This window comes from Chondrinema litorale (assembly GCF_026250525.1).
GTDB classification, from domain to species: Bacteria; Bacteroidota; Bacteroidia; order Cytophagales; family Flammeovirgaceae; genus Chondrinema; species Chondrinema litorale.
This window is the reverse complement of sequence record NZ_CP111043.1, coordinates 3848568-3866902: the sequence shown is the minus strand read 5'-3', so window position 1 is coordinate 3866902 and position 18335 is coordinate 3848568. Positions and strand designations below refer to the sequence as shown.

Genomic DNA, 18335 nt, shown 5'->3' with positions numbered 1-18335 from the left:
AAAGTGGGATTTTATATGACAATTGTCATGAAAAGGAAAGCAAAAAGATGAATTTTTAGAACATGAAGGCTGTTCCTAGATTGAGCATTAATGCTTTTTTATAAATGTATCTGGCAACTACCAAATCTTGAGCAGCACTGCCAACCGACTTAAAAACTGTAATTTCTTGATCGTTTACTCTGCCAGCTTTTTTTCCTGCTGCAATTTCTCCTAACTCACAGTTTAAGTCATCTTCTGTTATTAAACCTGCTTGAATAGTTTTTACAATATCTCCAGCTTCGTGTAAGCAAGCATCTTTTCGATCGATTACTAATTTAGAAGCTGTAATAGTTTCTACCGGTATTTCAGACATTTTAGGAGAATATGCACCTACTGCATTAATATGTACACCTGCTTTTAATTGATGATGTTGAAACAAAGGTTCGTAAGCTGTAGTAGCCGTACAAATGATATCAGCATCTTTTAAATCATCAACATTTCCCGGCTCAACTTTAATTTTTAGCTTTTCTGCCATTTCATCTGCAAAAGCCTTTGCCTTTTGAGGGGTTCTATTAATCACCTTTGCTTTAGCAATATTTCTTACTGCACAAACTGCTTCTAACTGAGTTCTGGCTTGTACACCTGCTCCAAAAATTGCTACTGTTTCTGCATCTTTTCTAGCCAGATAATCTGTAGCCAAACCAGAGCCCGCTCCAGTTCGCAAAGCAGTAATCCAACTGGCTTCCATTAAAGCCAGTGTTTCACCAGTTTCTGTATCTAATAGCAGAATTACTGCATTAATAAAAGGAAGGTTTTTATCGATATTCTGTGGATTCATGCCTACCACTTTTAAGCCCAGACTCTTATTTTCTGGCATAGAAGCAGGCATAAATAAAGCTGTAGTTTCGGTAGATTTGTTGTTTAACACATGCCTTACTGGTACTTTCCCCTCTCCTGTTGAAAGCTCGGCAAAAGCATCTTTCATTAATGCAATTGCCTGTTTCATATCGATACAAGCTTGAATGTCTTTTTTTGAGAGAAGTAGCATATGTTCAATTAAATATCAATTGGATTAAACATCAATCCAGTTACCGTCTTCTTTAATTAGCTCTATAAGTTCGTCTACTGCATTAACAGATGGCACATTGCGCTTTACCACTTCTTTGCTTCTGTATAATGTAATCTTACCTTTACCAGAACCTACATAGCCGTAATCTGCATCTGCCATTTCTCCCGGTCCATTTACAATACAGCCCATAATACCAATTTTTACTCCTTTTAAGTGGTCGGTACGCTTTCTTATCATGGCTGTAGTTTCTTGTAAGTCGAAGAGGGTTCTACCACAAGAAGGACAAGAAATATATTCTGTTTTGGTCATGCGTGTTCTTGTAGCTTGCAAAATACCAAAAGCAGTACTGTTACTTATTTTCACCTGATTTAAAAGTGTTTCTTTATCAGCATCTGAAGCATACCTCAACATTACACCATCACCAAAACCATCTACAAATAGTGCTCCTGCATCTGTCGCCGCATATAGTTGAAATTCATCATCAGATACATTATCAAATGCTCTTCTTATGATTACAGGAATACTTATATTATTATGGTATAATTCATAAAAGGCTCTGCGCATTTCTGGCATTGCATGCTCATTATCAGTCTCTAATACGATAACAGCATTTTGCAATTCTTTTACTTGTGCTAATATTTCACCATTTAATTCACTGGCTTTAATCAAAACGAAGTTAAGATTTGGATGCGCCAAACAAATACCATGGTTCACATCGGCTAATTCAGCTGCTGTAAACAAAGGTAAAATATTCGCTTGGTCGTCTACTGACTGCCAAATGTCTGCATCTACTATTTCTTTTACTCCATTAGGCAACATAAAGCCTAACTTGTTTTTACCAGTATAGATAAAATCGCAACCTTGGTCATTCATCGACCATTTATCAAGTTCTGGCAAATAAAACTGCCCTACACTTTTTAGGTCTTTTACATCAATTTCTGCTAAATGGCTTAAATCTGCTACAACTCTTGGCACATTAGTACCTCCTATATTTTGCACCTCTGTACTCTCTCTTTTTTCATAATCAAATGGATTTTTAGGAGCTTTTGTAAGAGGTAAAATTGTTTTTGCTTTTTCTGCTCTGTGTGTATAGCGATTGATAAGCGAAGCAGCTACTGGGGCTTCCGCTTCTGGCTCTTCTGTTAACGAAACTCGTACTGTATCACCTAATCCATCTTCAAGCAAGGTTCCGATACCTACTGCTGATTTTATTCTGCCATCTTCACCATCACCAGCTTCTGTTACACCTAAATGCAAAGGGTAAGGCTTTAAACCTTCCTCATCTAGTTTATTCACCAACAAGCGATAAGCTTGCACCATCACCTGTGGATTGCTAGACTTCATCGAAATGGCAATATTATAGTAATTTAGGTCTTCACAGATTCTTAAAAACTCTAAAGCCGACTCTACCATACCAAGAGGTGTATCTCCATAGCGACTCATAATTCTATCTGAAAGGGAACCATGATTTGTGCCAATACGCATAGCAGTACCATATTCTTTACAGAGCTCAACCAAAGGAGTAAACCTTTCTCTTATTCTGTCTAGCTCTTCATTATATGTAGAGTCTGTATATTCTATATGCTCAAAGCGTTTTTTATCTGCATAGTTACCCGGGTTTACCCTTACTTTTTCTATAATTCTCGCAGCCATTTCAGCAGCATTGGGGGTAAAATGTATATCTGCAATTAAAGGAACAGTATAACCTCTCTTTCTAAGCTCTTGCTTTATATTCTCTAGATTTTTAGCCTCCTTTATACTTGGCGCTGTTATTCTCACATATTCGCAACCCGCCTCTACCATTCTTATGGTTTGCTCAACAGAACCAATGGTATCCATTGTATCTACAGTAGTCATAGATTGCACCCTAATCGGATGCATACTGCCCATAGGTATATCTCCTATTTTTACTTCAACAGTTTCTCTTCTTTTGTAAGCACTAAGGCTTTCGCAATATTTATATATATCATTCAGAGTTTGAGAGTTCATGCTACTGTATTAGTTTTTAAAGTTTAATTGGCACCTGCCTAAACACCTTTGGTATTATTATTTAGCAGTTTTAACTTCTTATTCTTCATTTAAAATCACTTTTACAAGAAGATAAAAATTATCTAGTAGAAGTAAACAAAGTTAGCATTTCAAGCTATAATGTAAAACACACAATATTAACAGATGCTAAACACAGTTTTGAAGCACAAAGTTATAGCAGACTTTATAAAAGACTTAGCATAATTTATTTTATTCATAGAATTTTAACTTTAAATAAAATAAGTTAGAAGTAAATCTCACCCATGTACTTGCTCTAAAAATCTTTTAGCCGTCTCAAATTTTAAATTTCTATTTTTTAAACTTAAAATAAGGCTAAGCTAAAAAATCTATTTTTGAAGGTATTTACGAATTTTTATTTTTTGAATGTTACTACAGGTAAATTAATATGAAGACATTATCTTTTAAGGGAAAATTTATGTTAATTTACAAAAAAAGTTAAAGACCTCTATGTTTAATAATCCTGAAGTATTTTTAGGCATTTTTAATTCTTCAGCCGAATCTATCATACTAGTTAATGATAAAGCACAAATTGTAGCAGCAAACCCATCTGCAGCAAAAACATTCGGTTATGGAGAGGGTGAATTAGTTGGTCTTAAATTAGAAGCACTCATTCCATCCAGATACGAAACGAAACACATAGAGTATCGCGATCACTATTTCCATGCCCCTAAGCAAAGAGCAATGGGCAAAGACTTGGACTTATACGCCTTACGAAAGGATGGCTCGGAGTTTCCTGTCGAAGTGAGTTTAAGCTACCACAAATACGAAGGCAAACTGTTAGCAATAGCGTTTATCATCAATATTACAGAAAGAAAACTCACCGAGCAGAAACTTATCAAAAGCGAAGAGCGCATGCGCTATTTCGTAAAAAACACTCCTGTTTCTGTCGCCATGACAGACATTAACCTCAAATACCTTTTATTAAGCGAAAACTGGTTACGTGAATTTGAATGCGAGAAGCATGAAGATATGGTAGGAAAAAAACACAATGAGGTTTTTCCAAACCATCAGGAGAAGTGGATAGCCATGTACGAAAAGGGATTAAAGGGTGAAATTATAAGAAATGAGAATGACTTGATTATCAATCACGATGGCTCACAGGAATGGCTCCGCTGGGAGGTTCATCCTTGGAAAAACGACTCAGGTGAGATTGGTGGTTTAATCATCTTTGCCGAAGATATTACCAAAAGAAAAATTGCTGAATTGGCTCTAAAAAGCAGCAGAGCTAAGCTAAAAAGATATGCATCTGACTTAGAAAGAAGCAACAGAGAGTTAGAAGACTTTGCCTATGTAGCTTCTCACGATTTACAAGAACCTCTTAGAAAAATAAGAACTTTTGGCGATAGACTAGCAAAACTAGAAGCCGAAACAATTTCTGAAAAAGGGCAAGATTATATGAGCAGAATGCTAAAATCGGCAGAAAGAATGCAAACGCTCATTCAAGACTTGTTAACCTATTCTCGAGTAACTACCAAAGGACTTCCTTTTAAGGAAATCGATCTAAATATATTACTAGAAGATGTTCTAGGCGATCTTGAAATTACTATTGAAAAAAACAATGCTACTATCGAGTCTGACTCATTACCAACTATTATGGGAGATGAAACACAGTTAAGACAGTTGTTTCAAAATCTTATTTCTAATGCAATTAAATTTAGAAAAGAAGATGAAAACCCTATTATAAAAATTTATACTGAAGAACAGACGAATCATTATATCATATCTTTTAAAGACAACGGAATCGGTTTTGACGAAAAATATCTAGACAAGATATTTAATATCTTCCAAAGACTGGAAGGTAAAAAATATCCCGGTTCTGGTATTGGGCTATCTATTTGCAAAAAAATTGCCCAAAGACATAATGGTGATATTACTGCTAAGAGCCAATTAGGCACAGGCTCTACTTTCATTGTGAAATTAGCAAAAAATTAACGTTATAAATGTAAATTTTAAGATGGAGAAGGATAACGCAAAACCAATCGTGATTTTATATGCCGATGACGACCCTGAAGACAGAATGCTCGCACAAGATGCATTTGAAGAGAGTCGGCTTGCAAACGACTTACATTTTGTCGAAGATGGTGAAGAACTAATGGATTATCTATTAAACAGAGGCAAGTATGAAGATGAAAAACAATATCCAAACCCTGGATTAATATTACTTGACCTAAACATGCCCCGCAAAGACGGCAGAGAAGCTATTAAAGAAATTAAAGATGTACCCAAGCTAAAGCCTATCCCAATTGTTGTTCTTACAACCTCAAGAGCAGAGGAAGATATTCTCAAAACTTACAACTTAGGAATCAACTCTTTTATAACTAAACCAGTAACATTCGAAGGACTTGTAGATATTATGAAAACACTCGGCAAGTACTGGTTCGAAATTGTTGAGCTTCCAAAAATATAATTAATAGCACCTTTATCTATTACTAAGGTGCTTTTTTAAAAATTTGAACAAACTTTTTTAATGGCAACCCGAATCCTGCTGATAGATGATGATGAAGACGATTACATCATCACTAGGGAAATTATTGAAGAAATAAAAATCAGAGAATATATTATAGACTGGATTGATAACTATCAGGAAGCAAAATCTGAGATTTTAAAAAATGCACACGATGTTTATTTGGTAGATTATCGACTAGGAGCAAAAGATGGCTTACAAATAATCGAAGAATCGGTAGTTGAGGGTGTAAATGGGCCTTTTATTTTATTAACTGGCCAAGGTGATATTGAAACAGATGAAAGAGCCATGAAAGCTGGAGCTTTTGACTACCTTGTAAAAGGGTCTTTTAATGCATTCGAGCTTGAGCGTTCAATCCGCTACAGTATTGAACACATCAATTACATTAAAGAAATACAAAAACTAAATGTTGAGTTAGAAGAACGTGTAGAAGAAAGAACCTCTGCCTTAGAAGAAACAGTTGGAGCTTTAGAAAAAACCAATAAAAAACTTAAAGACCAGATAAGAGTTAGAAAACTAGCAGAAGAAGCATTAAGAGAAAGTCAATACCTCTACAGCACAATTTCGCATAACTTTCCTAATGGTGCAATTAATGTGTTTAATCGAAGCCTCGATTATGTTTTTATAGATGGAAAAGAGCTTACAAAACTCAACTTGGTGAGCGAAGAGCTAATCGGTAAACCTTTTACTGTTTTTTTTGGTGAAGACTCTACTCAAACTACTGAATACATAAAAGAGCAGTTTCTCAGAACTTTTAATGGAGAGATGCTTACGTTCGAAATGAAGGTAAGAGAAAATCATTATTTTTTGCATTGTGCCCCTCTCCCCGATGCCAACGAAGATATTTCTCAAATACTGGTTGTAGCAGAAAATATTACTGATAGAAAAAAGGCTGAAGAAGAAGTACGTAAAGCGCTCGAAAAAGAGAAAGAATTAAATGAGCTGAAATCGCGCTTTGTAACCATGGCTTCTCATGAGTTTAAAACTCCTCTAAGTACCATACTTTCTTCATCTTCGCTTATTGCGAAATACCAAGACGAATCTGGGCAGCCAAAAAGAGAAAAACACGTAGAACGCATAAAAACGAATGTAAACCAGCTTAACAGGCTGCTCAACGATTTTCTCACAATTGGCAAGCTAGAAGAAGGCAAAACTATAAATGTGCCTGTGATGTTCGATGTTGTTAAACTGGGAAGGGCTGTAACAGAAGAGATGCAGCTTCAGGCAAAAGAAGAACAAACCGTACAATTTAATGTAGATGGAGAACCTCGAGAGGTATATCTTGATGAGTCTCTCATAAAAAATGTACTTAATAATCTACTTTCAAATGCAATAAAATACTCACCAAATGGCAAAGATGTTTATCTAAATTTTATCTTTAAAGAAGATTCTTTCACTTTAGAGGTAATTGACAATGGAATTGGGATTCCAGAGAACGAACAAGTACATCTTTTTGAAAGATTTTTTAGAGCTAAAAACACAACAAACATTCAGGGAACTGGTCTAGGGCTCAATATTGTGAGAAAATATGTTGAACTTGTAGGTGGTACCATTGATATAAAAAGTAAACTAAACGTAGGCACAACTATTTGGATAACTATAAAAACTAACAATAAAGCATGAAAAAAATCCTCATAATTGAAGACAACAACGATGTTAGAGAAAACATAGAAGAAATTTTAGAACTAGCTAACTTCGAAGTGCTAGCAGCAGAAAATGGAAAAGTTGGTGTAACTCTAGCACAACATCATAAACCAGATCTAATTATTTGTGACATAATGATGCCCGAGTTAGATGGCTATGGGGTATTGCATATTTTAAGTAAAAATGCAGCTACTGCAAGAATTCCTTTTGTGTTTCTTACAGCTAAATCTGAAAAAGAAGATTTTAGGAAAGGGATGAATTTGGGTGCAGACGATTACCTTACAAAACCTTTTGATGATATCGAGCTGCTAGATGCCGTTGAAACGCGACTAAAAAAAGGAGAGCTTTTTCAACAAGATTTTGATAAAAATGCAGACGGCCTCTCTGCCTTTATGGATGCAGCAAGTGGACTAGATGAACTTAAAAGCTTATCGAAAGACAGAAGGATTAGACATTATAAAGTTAAAAACAATATTTTTCTTGAAGGAGACATGGCAAATGCCTTATTCTTTATCAGTCAAGGAAAAGTAAAAACATATAAAACAAACAGCGACGGTAAAGACTATATTACTGGCTTGCACGAAACAGGAGATTTTATCGGTTATATGGCATTGTTAGAAGGCTCTATCCATAAAGATTCTGCAATGGTGCTAGAAGATGCCGAAATATGCATTATTCCTAAAGACGATTTTATGAGACTACTCTATAACAATAGAGACGTTTCTACTAAATTTATTAAAATGCTTTCTAACAACTTACTCGAAAAAGAAGACCAGTTATTAACACTGGCTTACAGCTCGGTTAGACAAAGAGTTGCAGAAGCGTTACTTATGCTGCATTCTAAGCAAGAAAAAAGTGGCACTCCTAACGAAAGTATTAGCATTACTAGAGAAAACCTAGCTGGTATTGTTGGTACTGCTATTGAGTCTGTTATCAGAACACTTTCTGATTTTAAAGACGAAAAACTAATTGAGATTAAAGGAAAGAAAATTATTATACTAAATGTACAAGGCCTAGTAAAGGTAAGACATTAATTTTCTGAAGCTAATTTACCAAAGAGGCTGCTTTTAAAATAGGCAGCCTCTTTTTTACATCCCCCAATTGAGGGGATATTGCAAATAAGCTTTTTACCGCCTATCTCTGAGATAAAGCTACTCATTTTAGATATCAATTTTTGATGCCGATAATTGCAATTGCAACAAAATATTATATTGCTATTATGTATTTTTGCATTTATTTTATTCTAATATTTTAGGGAGTACTCTAGGGGGAAATTCATGAAAAAACCCACAAGTGGGGGGATTTGCGATTTGGGGAAAATCACTGAACTTTGAATCGTAATTTAAATAATTGATCAAGATAATGCCTTCCCGGTTAAAGTGGGAAGGCACTATTTTTTTAAGGGGAATTATATTTTAAAAGAGAGAATTTTGCTGATGATCTTTCATATCTCTTAACTCATCTTCAAGTCTCCAAAAAGCTTCTTTAAGATCACCCAGAGAATTTGTCTCCTCAGGAAACTCTTTACTTATATAAGCAGCAAACTTCCATATTTCGATCACGTGCTCGGCAGCAATTTCGTAAGATGGATAAGCTAGGTTAGAAGATTTTAATACAAATACTCCATGTTGTGGTACACGGTTATAAATCTTCTTTAATACAATACCTTCAGATAAGTTTCTGGCTACTACAATACCAACCATGCCATCTTTAATAGAAGTAAAATCTTCTACATACTCACCTATTACAATACTTCTAGGCTTAAGTGGAAGCATAGAATCTCCCTTAACTTCGAAAGCACGATAAGTTTTACCTTTTGGCAAAAATGGTAAATGGTATTTAGGCAGTTCGCTAATGTATTCAGAATCTGCATAACCAGTAGTATAACCAGCAGAAGCTTTTACAGGAACGAATTCAATATTTTCATTTTGTTTGTTATCAGTCGTAATTGCTAATACTCGCAGATTTTCACCTTGGATGTATTTATCCAGATTCTTTTTCTGCTTGAGTACTTCATCACTCAGTTTAGACAGGTCTACATTTAACAATTGGTCTACAGTTACGTTGAAATGATTCGCAATTGTATTAAGGGTGTCAAATTTTGGTTCTGCTCTTCCGTCCTCGTAAGAACTGATAGCACTTCTAGTAAGCCCTAACTGCTTACCCAGCTTTTCTTGGCTGGGTTTCCCATTAGTTTCGCGTAAATACCTGAGATTTTTTCCAAAAAACATATCTCAAAAGTTAATTATTTAAACAAAAGCATGTTTAAAACAACAAGCTATTGTTTACAATGTTAGCAATTATTCTTTTTTTTTACAAATTTTTGTAGGAAATAAATACATTAAATGTTGTTGTTTATAAAAAACAACAAATCATTTTTTGAGGCAGGAATTGTGGGCAAATTTAAAATAATTTGATGATTTGAGAAAGCGAAAGTAGAATAAAAACGATGCCTAAAATCTTATTCATCCAATAACTCAGGTTCTTTAGTTTTTCAGAAAGATATGCACTTAAATAACTGTATAAACTGAGTGCCGAAAACTTGCCTAAAGACACACCAAATAAAAAACTAAATACACAAGTGAGTTGAGCACCTTGTAGCAGATGCATATCTATTAAATGTTCTGATTGATAATAACCCAATACAAAAATCCAGAAAGGTAAAGCCTGAGGATTGAGTATCGCAACCACCAAACCACTTAGCCAAGGAGACAGCCTTTTCTTTGCTGAGTTCTCAATAAAAGCCTTTTGCTTTTTCAATAAAAAAACAAGTCCTATTGCCAAAAACACCAAGCTTACAAATATTTTGAATGAATCGTTTGTGAAAATGAGTTCACTCAACAAAACACCAAATTGCAAGGCTATAAAAGATTGAAGAATTTCAACAATAGCTGCTGAGCCAGAAAAAATAATACCTGATCGTACATTGCGGTTTAGCGTTGTAACTACCACCGAAATGTTTACCGGACCTACTGGTATCGTTCCAACAAAACTGGCCAACATGCCTAGCGATAAGTAAATCAGAAAATTTGTTTCCATCATGTTTCTTTAAACAAACAATCGAACATCTTTGATGACACGCAGAGTTCCATTAAGGTTTAAATTCAAATACCAATTAGTAGTGATTTATTTGCAAATATGATCAAATTCTCACATTTCTAATAAGTCGGCTAAAAGTTTCTGGAGCCATATTGAGGTAAGAGGCCAGATATTTCTGGGGTATCATTTGTAGCAGGTGAGGACTTCTCCGTAAAAAAGCTTTAAACCTTTCTTCGGCAGACATACATTGTAATTCTACTTGCCGCAAACTAAAACCATAAAGCATTTTTTCGGCCATAATCCTGCTTAATCGCTCCACTTCGCGTGAAGCATCAAAAGCCTGTTGTAGTTTATCGTATGTTGTTTTTAAAACCTCACAAGGTGATAATGTTTCGAGAAAATACATAGATGGCACTTGATTCATAAAAGAATCGGGAATACCAGAAAAATCTCCATCATAAGAAAAACCCAATGTAAACTCACTATCTTGATGCACAAAAAAGCCTCTTAACACACCTTTGTTTACAAAATACATATGCTTTTCTACCTCGCCTACTCTTGTTAAAATTTCATTTTTTGCAATAGTATCTGGCTTCCATATGGAAGTGAAAATATCCCAGTCTTTATCTGGTAATGAATAAAACCGGTTTATTGAGTTTCTTAATTGTTCCATCTATTTTAACTTCTGGCAGATTGAATGAGATAGCCACCCACAACTAGCAATCCTATCCCTATTATTTTTTGCATATTAACTGGTTGCTCATTAAAGCCCATCCATCCGAAATGATCTACCACAACCGAAAAAATCAACTGAGAAGCTATTACCAAACCAAAGAATTGAGTCGGCCCTAATTTAGGAGCAATTACTATGGCAGAGGTTACAAACATGGCACCTAAAGCTCCTCCAATCCACATCCACCAACTGGTTTGCTGTATTTGCGCTCCTCCCAATTGCTTAAAGTCTGAACCTACAAACAAATTGACAACTAACACACATAAAGTCCCTGTAGTAAAAGAGACTAAAGCGGCCAAAAAAGGACTGCCAACATATTGTTTTAACTGCGTATTAGCACCTGTTTGTAATACCACACCCATTCCTACCAAAATTGGCAAGAACATAAAAACGTACTTCATCATTACGGTTAATTTCTTTGTTTAATGGTTATTTAAAATTTGATAATACTGATTAAATATCAGCCTCAGCTTCTTTTTTTATGTGATTGAGTACTCTAAAATGAATTTGATGCAAAATGTAATCTGACCATAACTTCCAATAATTTGCTGGCCAGATTTTGTGTCTATACCAAGTTGTTCCTTCCAGAATAGTTCCTTCCTCTGTTTTGGTAAGCAGAAACTGACCTTTTTCTGAACCGAAATACCCTTCGAGATGCGGCAAATTCATTTCATTATAAAAAGACCACTCTACCAATGGAGGCGGTTGTTGTAATACTGAAAAGCGCAATAACTCTGGTTCTTTCCATTCGGTAATGGGTTCTATAAATGCACCGGTTGTAAAGTGGCATTCCCTAATGGCTCCCTCTCCTATTCCTTCAATAGCGGCATGTGTTGGGTAAGCAATGCCGGTATGGAAGAGTAATTCTTTTGGTGGTGCAATCTCACTAAAAGCGACCAATTTGTCCCACACTGCTTGTGGTTTGGCTTTTACCAAAACACTGGTTTTTATGGCAATTAAAGGAGATTGATGTGCAGCATATTTTTCAGCAAACACCACAAAAATTAAAATGATAAACATAGGAGAAATGGCACTTACAGAAACATTCCTCGATCTTTCTTGAATAAAATAGGCGATTGTACCACCTAACCATGCTAAAATGAGGCACAACGGAGCTCCCATCATCACACATAAAAAACCTTCTAACGCAATTAGTAGAATAGCAGCTCCAAAAAACACCACAGAAAGAATTGTAACAATCATACTGTCTTTATATGTTCTTGGTTGGTGATAGCTGTAAAGCAAAACGGAAGCAAAGCCTGTAAAAAATGGCACGCCTACAAATAGTCCCCAACCATATTGCCCTAAAAGCTGCACAGAAAAAATAGTAAACAACAAACTGGCAAAAGCAACCAAACCCACTGAGACTAATGCACTGCCTATTTTATTATTAGGAATAAATGCGTTTAGAAAGCTTGGTTGCTTATCAGGATTTTCCATAGCGATATTTCCTGTGGGTAAAGCTGCTAACACAAGAAATAGCAGAAAGTTAAGCATGGGTATAAAGAAAAATATCACCAACCAAGTTGGCAAACCAACATCTCTTAATCGTTTCACACAGAAAACAGTACCTAACCAGATAAATGGAAGTGACAATACGAGCAATATTCCAAAGAATTTCATGTCATCATCTTCTACTCCGGTAATGGCATAATAATCAGGTTTGATAAAGTAATCTGTAAAAAACCATTGTCTGCCAAAGGAAATAGCAACCAACCTGTCGAGGTTATATTTAACCGCAAAGAGGATGATCCCCCACAGCAAATATTGCTTTCTGTTGATTGTACCCTGCCAAGCAAAAACTTTCTGAAACGAACTCATTGTGATTAGTAAAGATTAGCCATAAAAAAATTCTAGATGCAGAAATCCAGATCAAAAAATTGTTAAAGCACTTAATTTCACAAATCACAAAGAATAATCATAGCAATAAAAGAAAAATTGCATACAAGGCTAAGTCTATTCTTGCATTAAAGTAAGCAAAAATAGCTTAAGAGAAATTAATATATTAGAGTAAATTATAAGCCTTTCACTTCTTTTACAAAAGTGATAATATCTTTTTCGATATCTTTAGACTGGTTGAGCAATTTGATAAATGCACTGCCAATAATAGCACCTTCTGCATATTTACAAGCAATTGAAAAAGTTTCGTTGTTAGAGATTCCGAAACCTATCAACTTAGGGTTTTTCAACTTTAACTTCTCGATTTTCTCAAAGTAAGCTACTTGTTTTTCTGCTAAGCCGCTTTTTGCACCGGTAATGCTATTAGAAGAAACCATATAAACAAAGCCTTTAGAAAGCTCGTCAATCTGTCTAATTCTTTCTTCTGAGGTTTGAGGAGTAATTAAGAATATATTGCGAAGGCCATTTTGCTCATAAACATCTTTGAGTTCTTCTTGGAACTCTGGAGCGGGTAAATCTGGTAAGATGGTGCCATCAATTCCAATCTCGGCACATTTCTTTACAAACTTCTCAGCACCGTATTGTAAAACTGGATTGACGTAACCCATTAAAACTATTGGAAGAGATACTTTTTCACGAATGCCTTCTAGTTGCTTAAATAGTTCAGCAATCGTCATCCCATTTTCTAAAGCCTTTTGGTTGCTTTCTTGAATGGTGGGACCATCTGCCACCGGATCGGAATAAGGCATACCTATTTCTACTAAATCGGCTCCTGCTTTTTCCAGTGCTTCCAGAATTTTAACTGTGTCTTTCAACTCTGGGAAACCCGCTGTAAAATAGATATTTAATATATTTTTCTTATTCTTGAAAAGTTCGTCTATCCGGTTCATGTTTATCTAACTATTGGCTGCTGCAAATTTGAAATTTTAATGCAGTAAAACAAAACATAAAAAAAGGATTGTATGATTTTTTTCATCAATACAATCCTTTAGGTATTTATCTAATTCTATTTTGCTTATGCACTTGCTACAGATTTGCTGGCAAATTTCTCAAGTACAGCAAGTTTAATACAAATACAGAAAATTTTCATTGCAGTATCTATATCACCTAGAGAAGGTAAACTTGGTGCAATTCTAATGTTTTTATCTTCAGGGTCTTTTCCATAAGGGAAAGTCGCACCAGCAGCAGTCATTTTCACTCCTGCCTCAGCAGCTAAAGCTACTACTCTAGATGCACAACCTTCTGGTGTATCTAAGCTAATAAAATATCCACCATCAGGCTTGCTCCATGTTGCGATACCTGCTCCACCTAATTCTGCATCAGAGATTTCAAGTACTTTGTCAAATTTAGGTTTCAAGATATCAGCATGTTTTTCCATGTGAGATTTTAAACCATCAACATCTGTAAAAAATCTAAGGTGTCTTAATTGGTTTATTTTATCTGGCCCAATTGTTTGGAAAGAAATCTGTTTTTTAAACCAAGCAATGTTTGCTTCGCTAGCAGCAATTACTGCGATACCTGCTCCAGCTAAACTAATTTTAGAAGTAGAGCCATACATAAATACTCTATCTGGATTCCCTGCTGCTTTACAAGCATCTAATAAGTTAGCTACTACAATAGTTGCATCATTCAAATAATGAACTGCATAGGCATTGTCCCACATTACTCTAAAATCTGTGGCAGCAGTTTCCATTGTTGCCAACTCCTTCACTACTTCGTCGCTATAAACTACACCAGTTGGATTGCTATATTGAGGCACACACCAGATACCTTTTATTGATGCATCACTTGCTACTAATTCTTTTACCTTCGCCATGTCAGGTCCGTTTTCATCCATATCTACAGGAATCATTTTAATACCTAACTTCTCACAAACTGCAAAGTGTCTGTCGTAACCCGGCACTGGGCATAAGAATTTAACTTCTGGTAATTTAACCCAAGGTTCTGTGCTACCTGGCACACCTTTAAGCATTGCATTTATTAATGTATCGTGCATTAAGGCCAAACTTGAGTTACCTCCAATTACAAGTTCTGCCGGAGTTGTACCCATATATTCAGCAAAAAAAGCTTTTGCTTCTGCTATTCCATCTAAACCACCATAATTTCTGCAATCTGTTCCGTCAGCAGCTTTATAATCACTTGCTCCTGGTAAATCTAGCATTTCGTTACATAAGTCCAACTGCTCAGGTGCTGGTTTTCCTCTCGTCATATCCAGCTTCAAATCCATTCCTTTGTATTTGTCAAATGCTTCTTGTAATGCAGAAAAAGAGTCGGTAAGTTGATCTAGTGTTTCTTTATTGGGAATCATAATCTTAAAAGATTGAGTTATTATTTATTTATGTGTGTAATTTACTTTCTCATCGATTTTACATATTCTACTAAAGCGTCAACCTCTGTTTCGTTTAATACTTTGCCATAAGGAGGCATCGCATTTTTTCCATTTCTTATAACTGTACTAACCTCCTCATCAGACAACTCAGAAGTTTGTAAGTTTTTAGCACCAACAGCATTCAAATCTCCCGCTGGCCCATGACAAGCCACACAGTTTGTTTCAAAAATAGCCTTACCATGCACTAATGGATCATAAGAGGCATCAGCCTCGTCGGTTACTACATCAGCACTTACAGGAGCAATTGCCACCCTTCTTTTATTCACTTCTGCTAATCCGTATGCACCGAATAACAAAATTAATGAAAGTACGGCCAGTAATTTATTTTTCTTTTTAAAACCTATCACTGCTAATGGAATACTGGCAAAAACACCAATAATTTTAATGATAAGTAATGTTTTAATCTCGGGTAGTTGAAAAAGCATCACAGCACCTGTTACAAGAAACAAAAAGCTGATGATCATTTCTGGTACTTTTACCTTTTTGGTAAACATTTCAAGGTTTTCAGTTTTGCCGATTAAAAGTAAAACTGTTTTGATTATGTATATCAGAAGAAAAAGTACAACTACTAATTTATGCGTATGTAAGAGTCCAGTAAACATGGGATTTTTTAGGTTTTAATTTATCCCCAACAAGGGTTTTGTAAATTATTGGCAATTTTACGCCACATCCCCGACTACTCCAAACCACTGCTGTAATTTAGTTTGAATTAAAAAATCTGAGGTTTTAATTTTAATATTGCTGTGAGCATCTTGAAAAGAGCTAAAAAGTAAATAGCTTTAGTAAAAGAGTTCAATCACAAAAAAACTATACAATGAGAAAAAAAATTCTTTTAGCCATAGCTGTGTTAGTAATTGGTTTTGCTGGATACATAGCTTATCTATTACTTAATACAAGAAGCCATAGCCCGGCCGAAACTGCTGAACATAATGAAGATGGGTTAAACATAAATGTTAGCTATTGCCGCCCATATAAAAAAGAAAGGGTAATTTTTGGAACTGAAGAAGACGGTGCACTACAACCCTATGGCGCTTACTGGCGCACAGGAGCTAACGAACCTACAAAAATTACTTTTGGAGAAAGTGTGATTTTTAATGGAGAAAAGATTGATGCTGGCACATATAGTTTTTACACAGTTCCGGGGCAAAAAGAATGGACAGTGGCATTAAACTCAGCTATTGCAAAATGGGGTTATTCTGAACCAGATTACAGTAAAGAAATACACCGAAGCAAAGTATTAGCAGATAAACCCGAATCACCAGTTGAACAATTTACTATTACTTTTGAACCTCAGGGGAATCATGTAAACATGGTATTAGCATGGGACAATGCCATTGTGAAAATTCCAGTGAGCCCAACTTCTTAATAAAGAGTTAAACTTAAAAACCACTTTATATAATAACTATAACAAATCTACGAATGAGAAGAATCATTTTATTTACTATCCTGTCACTATCAGCTCTGATCGGTATAGCACAGGATGAAGACTACCCTCAGGATTTTCTTGACAAAGAATTTCATAAACAAAGAAGAGATGCATTAAGAGAAATGCTTCCTGAAAATTCTGTTGCTGTATTTTTTGCTAATGCAGTGAGAAACAGAGCCAACGATGTAGAATATGTTTACCACCAAAGTCCAGATTTCTATTATCTCACGGGTTATCTTGAGCCGCATTCTGTACTTTTAGTTTTCTCTGAAATGCAAACAGATGAAGATGGCAACAAATACAACGAAATACTTTTTTGCCAGAAAAGAAATGCCAGAGCTGAAATGTGGACCGGAAAAAGACTTGGAGCAGAAGGCATTAAAGAAAAACTAGGTATTGAGATGGTTTTTAATGGAGAAGATTTTGAATCGTATAAACCTAATCTTACCAAATTTGATAGAGTATTTTTCTATGATTTTGAAAATGATGTGAGAGATACAAATGATGAAGCAGATTTGTATAGCCTTATAGAGGGTTTTAAAACAAAAGCTGAATATCCAGAAGATTACGATGCTACAAAAGAGTACATCTATGATATGATGCGCAACGAAGACTTAGATAATGCAGAATATATTGCACAATATATTTCGTGGCAAGCTAGAATGCGACCAAGCCTTTTAGAAGACAAAAGCATTAAAGCATTTTTAGCTGCAGAAACACCTGAGTCTAAAAAAATGGTAAAAGCTTCTATTCCTCCACGTACTAATAACTTAGATACTTACAGCCTAAATACCATGTTGGCAACTCTAAGAGAAGTAAAGACTGATGCAGAGGTTGATTTATTGAAAAAAGCAGTTAATATTTCTTGTGTTGGCCAAGTAGAAGTAATGAAAGCAATGACACCAACCATGTCAGAAACTGAAGTGCAGGGCATCCACGAATTTGTATTTAAGAAATATGGAGCAGAGTACGAAGGCTATCCTTCAATTGTAGGAGCTGGGGCAAATGGTTGTGTATTGCACTATATTACTAACAATAAAATGCGAGTTGGCAACGAACTAGTTTTAATGGATTTAGGTGCAGAATACAGAGGTTACACGGCTGATATTACTAGAACTATTCCAGCAAATGGCAAATTTACCAAAGAGCAAAAAGCCATTTACGATTTGGTATACAAAGCACAAGAAGAATCATTTAAACATTGCAAGCCGGGAGAATCTATCCGTATTACAACTGAAGTTTCAAGAGAAGTAATTAACGAAGGTCTGGTAAAGCTTGGAATTATAGAAAGTATTGAAACAGAGCATACTTATTTCCCACATGGTGTTTCACACCATATTGGTCTTGATGTGCATGACAAAGGAAATTACGAATCATTTGAGCCAAACATGGTGCTTACTGTAGAACCGGGTATTTATATTCCAGAAGGAAGCCCTTGTGATGAAAAATGGTGGGGAATTGGAGTAAGAATAGAAGATGATATTCTTATTACCCAAGATGGTTACGAACTACTTTCTGGACTTGCGCCAAGAAAATCTGATGAAATTGAAAAGATGATGAAGCAAGAAAGCATCTTTAGCAATTTCTCATTGCCATCAATAGACAGCAAAGAATAAATTTTACTAAATCATCCAAATTATCAAT

General features: G+C 35.4%; 16 protein-coding genes. 6 read left to right on the top strand and 10 right to left on the bottom strand.

All coding sequences use genetic code 11. The features are described 5' to 3' along the window. Nucleotides 1-55 precede the first annotated feature (55 nt). A complete protein-coding gene (locus tag OQ292_RS15990; protein WP_284683144.1) occupies nt 56-1027 on the bottom strand; it encodes an ornithine cyclodeaminase family protein in 972 nt (323 codons plus the stop codon). Between the two features lie 24 nt (nt 1028-1051). Further along, entirely contained in the window at nt 1052-3037 is a 1986-nt protein-coding gene (gene ispG, locus OQ292_RS15985; RefSeq protein WP_284683143.1) for a (E)-4-hydroxy-3-methylbut-2-enyl-diphosphate synthase, read from the bottom strand. A gap of 507 nt (nt 3038-3544) precedes the next feature. Between ispG and OQ292_RS15980 the strand changes: the two genes are divergently transcribed. The 4 genes from OQ292_RS15980 to OQ292_RS15965 are packed head-to-tail and all read left to right on the top strand — an operon-like array spanning nt 3545 to nt 8239. Next, nucleotides 3545-5029, top strand: a complete 1485-nt coding sequence (locus tag OQ292_RS15980) for a PAS domain-containing sensor histidine kinase (protein WP_284683142.1) — start codon at nt 3545-3547, stop codon at nt 5027-5029. 22 nt (nt 5030-5051) lie between these two features. Beyond that, nucleotides 5052-5504, top strand: a complete 453-nt coding sequence (locus OQ292_RS15975; RefSeq protein WP_284683141.1) for a response regulator — start codon at nt 5052-5054, stop codon at nt 5502-5504. Between the two features lie 60 nt (nt 5505-5564). Continuing rightward, nucleotides 5565-7184, top strand: a complete 1620-nt coding sequence (locus OQ292_RS15970) for a sensor histidine kinase (protein WP_284683140.1) — start codon at nt 5565-5567, stop codon at nt 7182-7184. Continuing rightward, the gene (locus OQ292_RS15965; protein ID WP_284683139.1) at nt 7181-8239 is read left to right on the top strand and encodes a response regulator; all 1059 of its coding nucleotides are present in this window, start codon (nt 7181-7183) and stop codon (nt 8237-8239) included. The genes OQ292_RS15970 and OQ292_RS15965 overlap by 4 nt, the downstream gene beginning before the upstream one ends. Nucleotides 8240-8620: 381 nt before the next feature. On the opposite strand, the gene OQ292_RS15960 is transcribed toward OQ292_RS15965, so the two are convergent. The 8 genes from OQ292_RS15960 to OQ292_RS15925 all read right to left on the bottom strand — a co-directional run bounded on the left by OQ292_RS15960 (nt 8621) and on the right by OQ292_RS15925 (nt 15867). After that, nucleotides 8621-9436: an XRE family transcriptional regulator gene (locus tag OQ292_RS15960; protein WP_284683138.1), complete on the bottom strand. Its 816-nt coding sequence runs from the start codon at nt 9434-9436 to the stop codon at nt 8621-8623. A gap of 172 nt (nt 9437-9608) precedes the next feature. Beyond that, nucleotides 9609-10247: a LysE family translocator gene (locus OQ292_RS15955; protein WP_284683137.1), complete on the bottom strand. Its 639-nt coding sequence runs from the start codon at nt 10245-10247 to the stop codon at nt 9609-9611. 100 nt (nt 10248-10347) lie between these two features. Next, on the bottom strand, nt 10348-10917 hold the full coding sequence (locus tag OQ292_RS15950; RefSeq protein WP_284683136.1) for a Crp/Fnr family transcriptional regulator: 570 nt from the start codon (nt 10915-10917) through the stop codon (nt 10348-10350). 5 nt (nt 10918-10922) lie between these two features. After that, nucleotides 10923-11381, bottom strand: a complete 459-nt coding sequence (locus OQ292_RS15945) for a DMT family transporter (protein ID WP_284683135.1) — start codon at nt 11379-11381, stop codon at nt 10923-10925. A gap of 49 nt (nt 11382-11430) precedes the next feature. After that, nucleotides 11431-12798, bottom strand: a complete 1368-nt coding sequence (locus OQ292_RS15940; RefSeq protein WP_284683134.1) for a DUF805 domain-containing protein — start codon at nt 12796-12798, stop codon at nt 11431-11433. Between the two features lie 194 nt (nt 12799-12992). Next, nucleotides 12993-13766, bottom strand: coding sequence for a tryptophan synthase subunit alpha (trpA, locus tag OQ292_RS15935; RefSeq protein WP_284683133.1), 774 nt, complete (start codon nt 13764-13766; stop codon nt 12993-12995). A 125-nt stretch (nt 13767-13891) separates the two neighbouring features. Beyond that, entirely contained in the window at nt 13892-15184 is a 1293-nt protein-coding gene (locus OQ292_RS15930; RefSeq protein WP_284683132.1) for an aspartate aminotransferase type Ic, read from the bottom strand. Nucleotides 15185-15225: 41 nt separating this feature from the next. Then, nucleotides 15226-15867, bottom strand: a complete 642-nt coding sequence (locus OQ292_RS15925; protein ID WP_284683131.1) for a c-type cytochrome — start codon at nt 15865-15867, stop codon at nt 15226-15228. A gap of 212 nt (nt 15868-16079) precedes the next feature. Here OQ292_RS15925 and OQ292_RS15920 point away from each other — a divergent pair, with 212 nt between their 5' ends. Both OQ292_RS15920 and OQ292_RS15915 read left to right on the top strand, forming a co-directional pair. Next, the gene (locus tag OQ292_RS15920; protein ID WP_284683130.1) at nt 16080-16631 is read left to right on the top strand and encodes a DUF2911 domain-containing protein; all 552 of its coding nucleotides are present in this window, start codon (nt 16080-16082) and stop codon (nt 16629-16631) included. Between the two features lie 53 nt (nt 16632-16684). Continuing rightward, entirely contained in the window at nt 16685-18307 is a 1623-nt protein-coding gene (locus OQ292_RS15915; RefSeq protein WP_284683129.1) for an aminopeptidase P N-terminal domain-containing protein, read from the top strand. Nucleotides 18308-18335: the final 28 nt, after the last annotated feature.

Coding starts and splice junctions, on each gene's coding strand:
- OQ292_RS15960 (WP_284683138.1), bottom strand. CDS start 9,436: ATGTTTTTTGGAAAAAATCTCAGGTATTTACGCGAAACTAATGGGAAA.
- OQ292_RS15950 (WP_284683136.1), bottom strand. CDS start 10,917: ATGGAACAATTAAGAAACTCAATAAACCGGTTTTATTCATTACCAGAT.
- OQ292_RS15920 (WP_284683130.1), top strand. CDS start 16,080: ATGAGAAAAAAAATTCTTTTAGCCATAGCTGTGTTAGTAATTGGTTTT.
- ispG (WP_284683143.1), bottom strand. CDS start 3,037: ATGAACTCTCAAACTCTGAATGATATATATAAATATTGCGAAAGCCTT.
- trpA (WP_284683133.1), bottom strand. CDS start 13,766: ATGAACCGGATAGACGAACTTTTCAAGAATAAGAAAAATATATTAAAT.
- OQ292_RS15925 (WP_284683131.1), bottom strand. CDS start 15,867: ATGTTTACTGGACTCTTACATACGCATAAATTAGTAGTTGTACTTTTT.
- OQ292_RS15915 (WP_284683129.1), top strand. CDS start 16,685: ATGAGAAGAATCATTTTATTTACTATCCTGTCACTATCAGCTCTGATC.
- OQ292_RS15965 (WP_284683139.1), top strand. CDS start 7,181: ATGAAAAAAATCCTCATAATTGAAGACAACAACGATGTTAGAGAAAAC.
- OQ292_RS15955 (WP_284683137.1), bottom strand. CDS start 10,247: ATGATGGAAACAAATTTTCTGATTTACTTATCGCTAGGCATGTTGGCC.
- OQ292_RS15930 (WP_284683132.1), bottom strand. CDS start 15,184: ATGATTCCCAATAAAGAAACACTAGATCAACTTACCGACTCTTTTTCT.
- OQ292_RS15990 (WP_284683144.1), bottom strand. CDS start 1,027: ATGCTACTTCTCTCAAAAAAAGACATTCAAGCTTGTATCGATATGAAA.
- OQ292_RS15980 (WP_284683142.1), top strand. CDS start 3,545: ATGTTTAATAATCCTGAAGTATTTTTAGGCATTTTTAATTCTTCAGCC.
- OQ292_RS15970 (WP_284683140.1), top strand. CDS start 5,565: ATGGCAACCCGAATCCTGCTGATAGATGATGATGAAGACGATTACATC.
- OQ292_RS15975 (WP_284683141.1), top strand. CDS start 5,052: ATGGAGAAGGATAACGCAAAACCAATCGTGATTTTATATGCCGATGAC.
- OQ292_RS15945 (WP_284683135.1), bottom strand. CDS start 11,381: ATGATGAAGTACGTTTTTATGTTCTTGCCAATTTTGGTAGGAATGGGT.
- OQ292_RS15940 (WP_284683134.1), bottom strand. CDS start 12,798: ATGAGTTCGTTTCAGAAAGTTTTTGCTTGGCAGGGTACAATCAACAGA.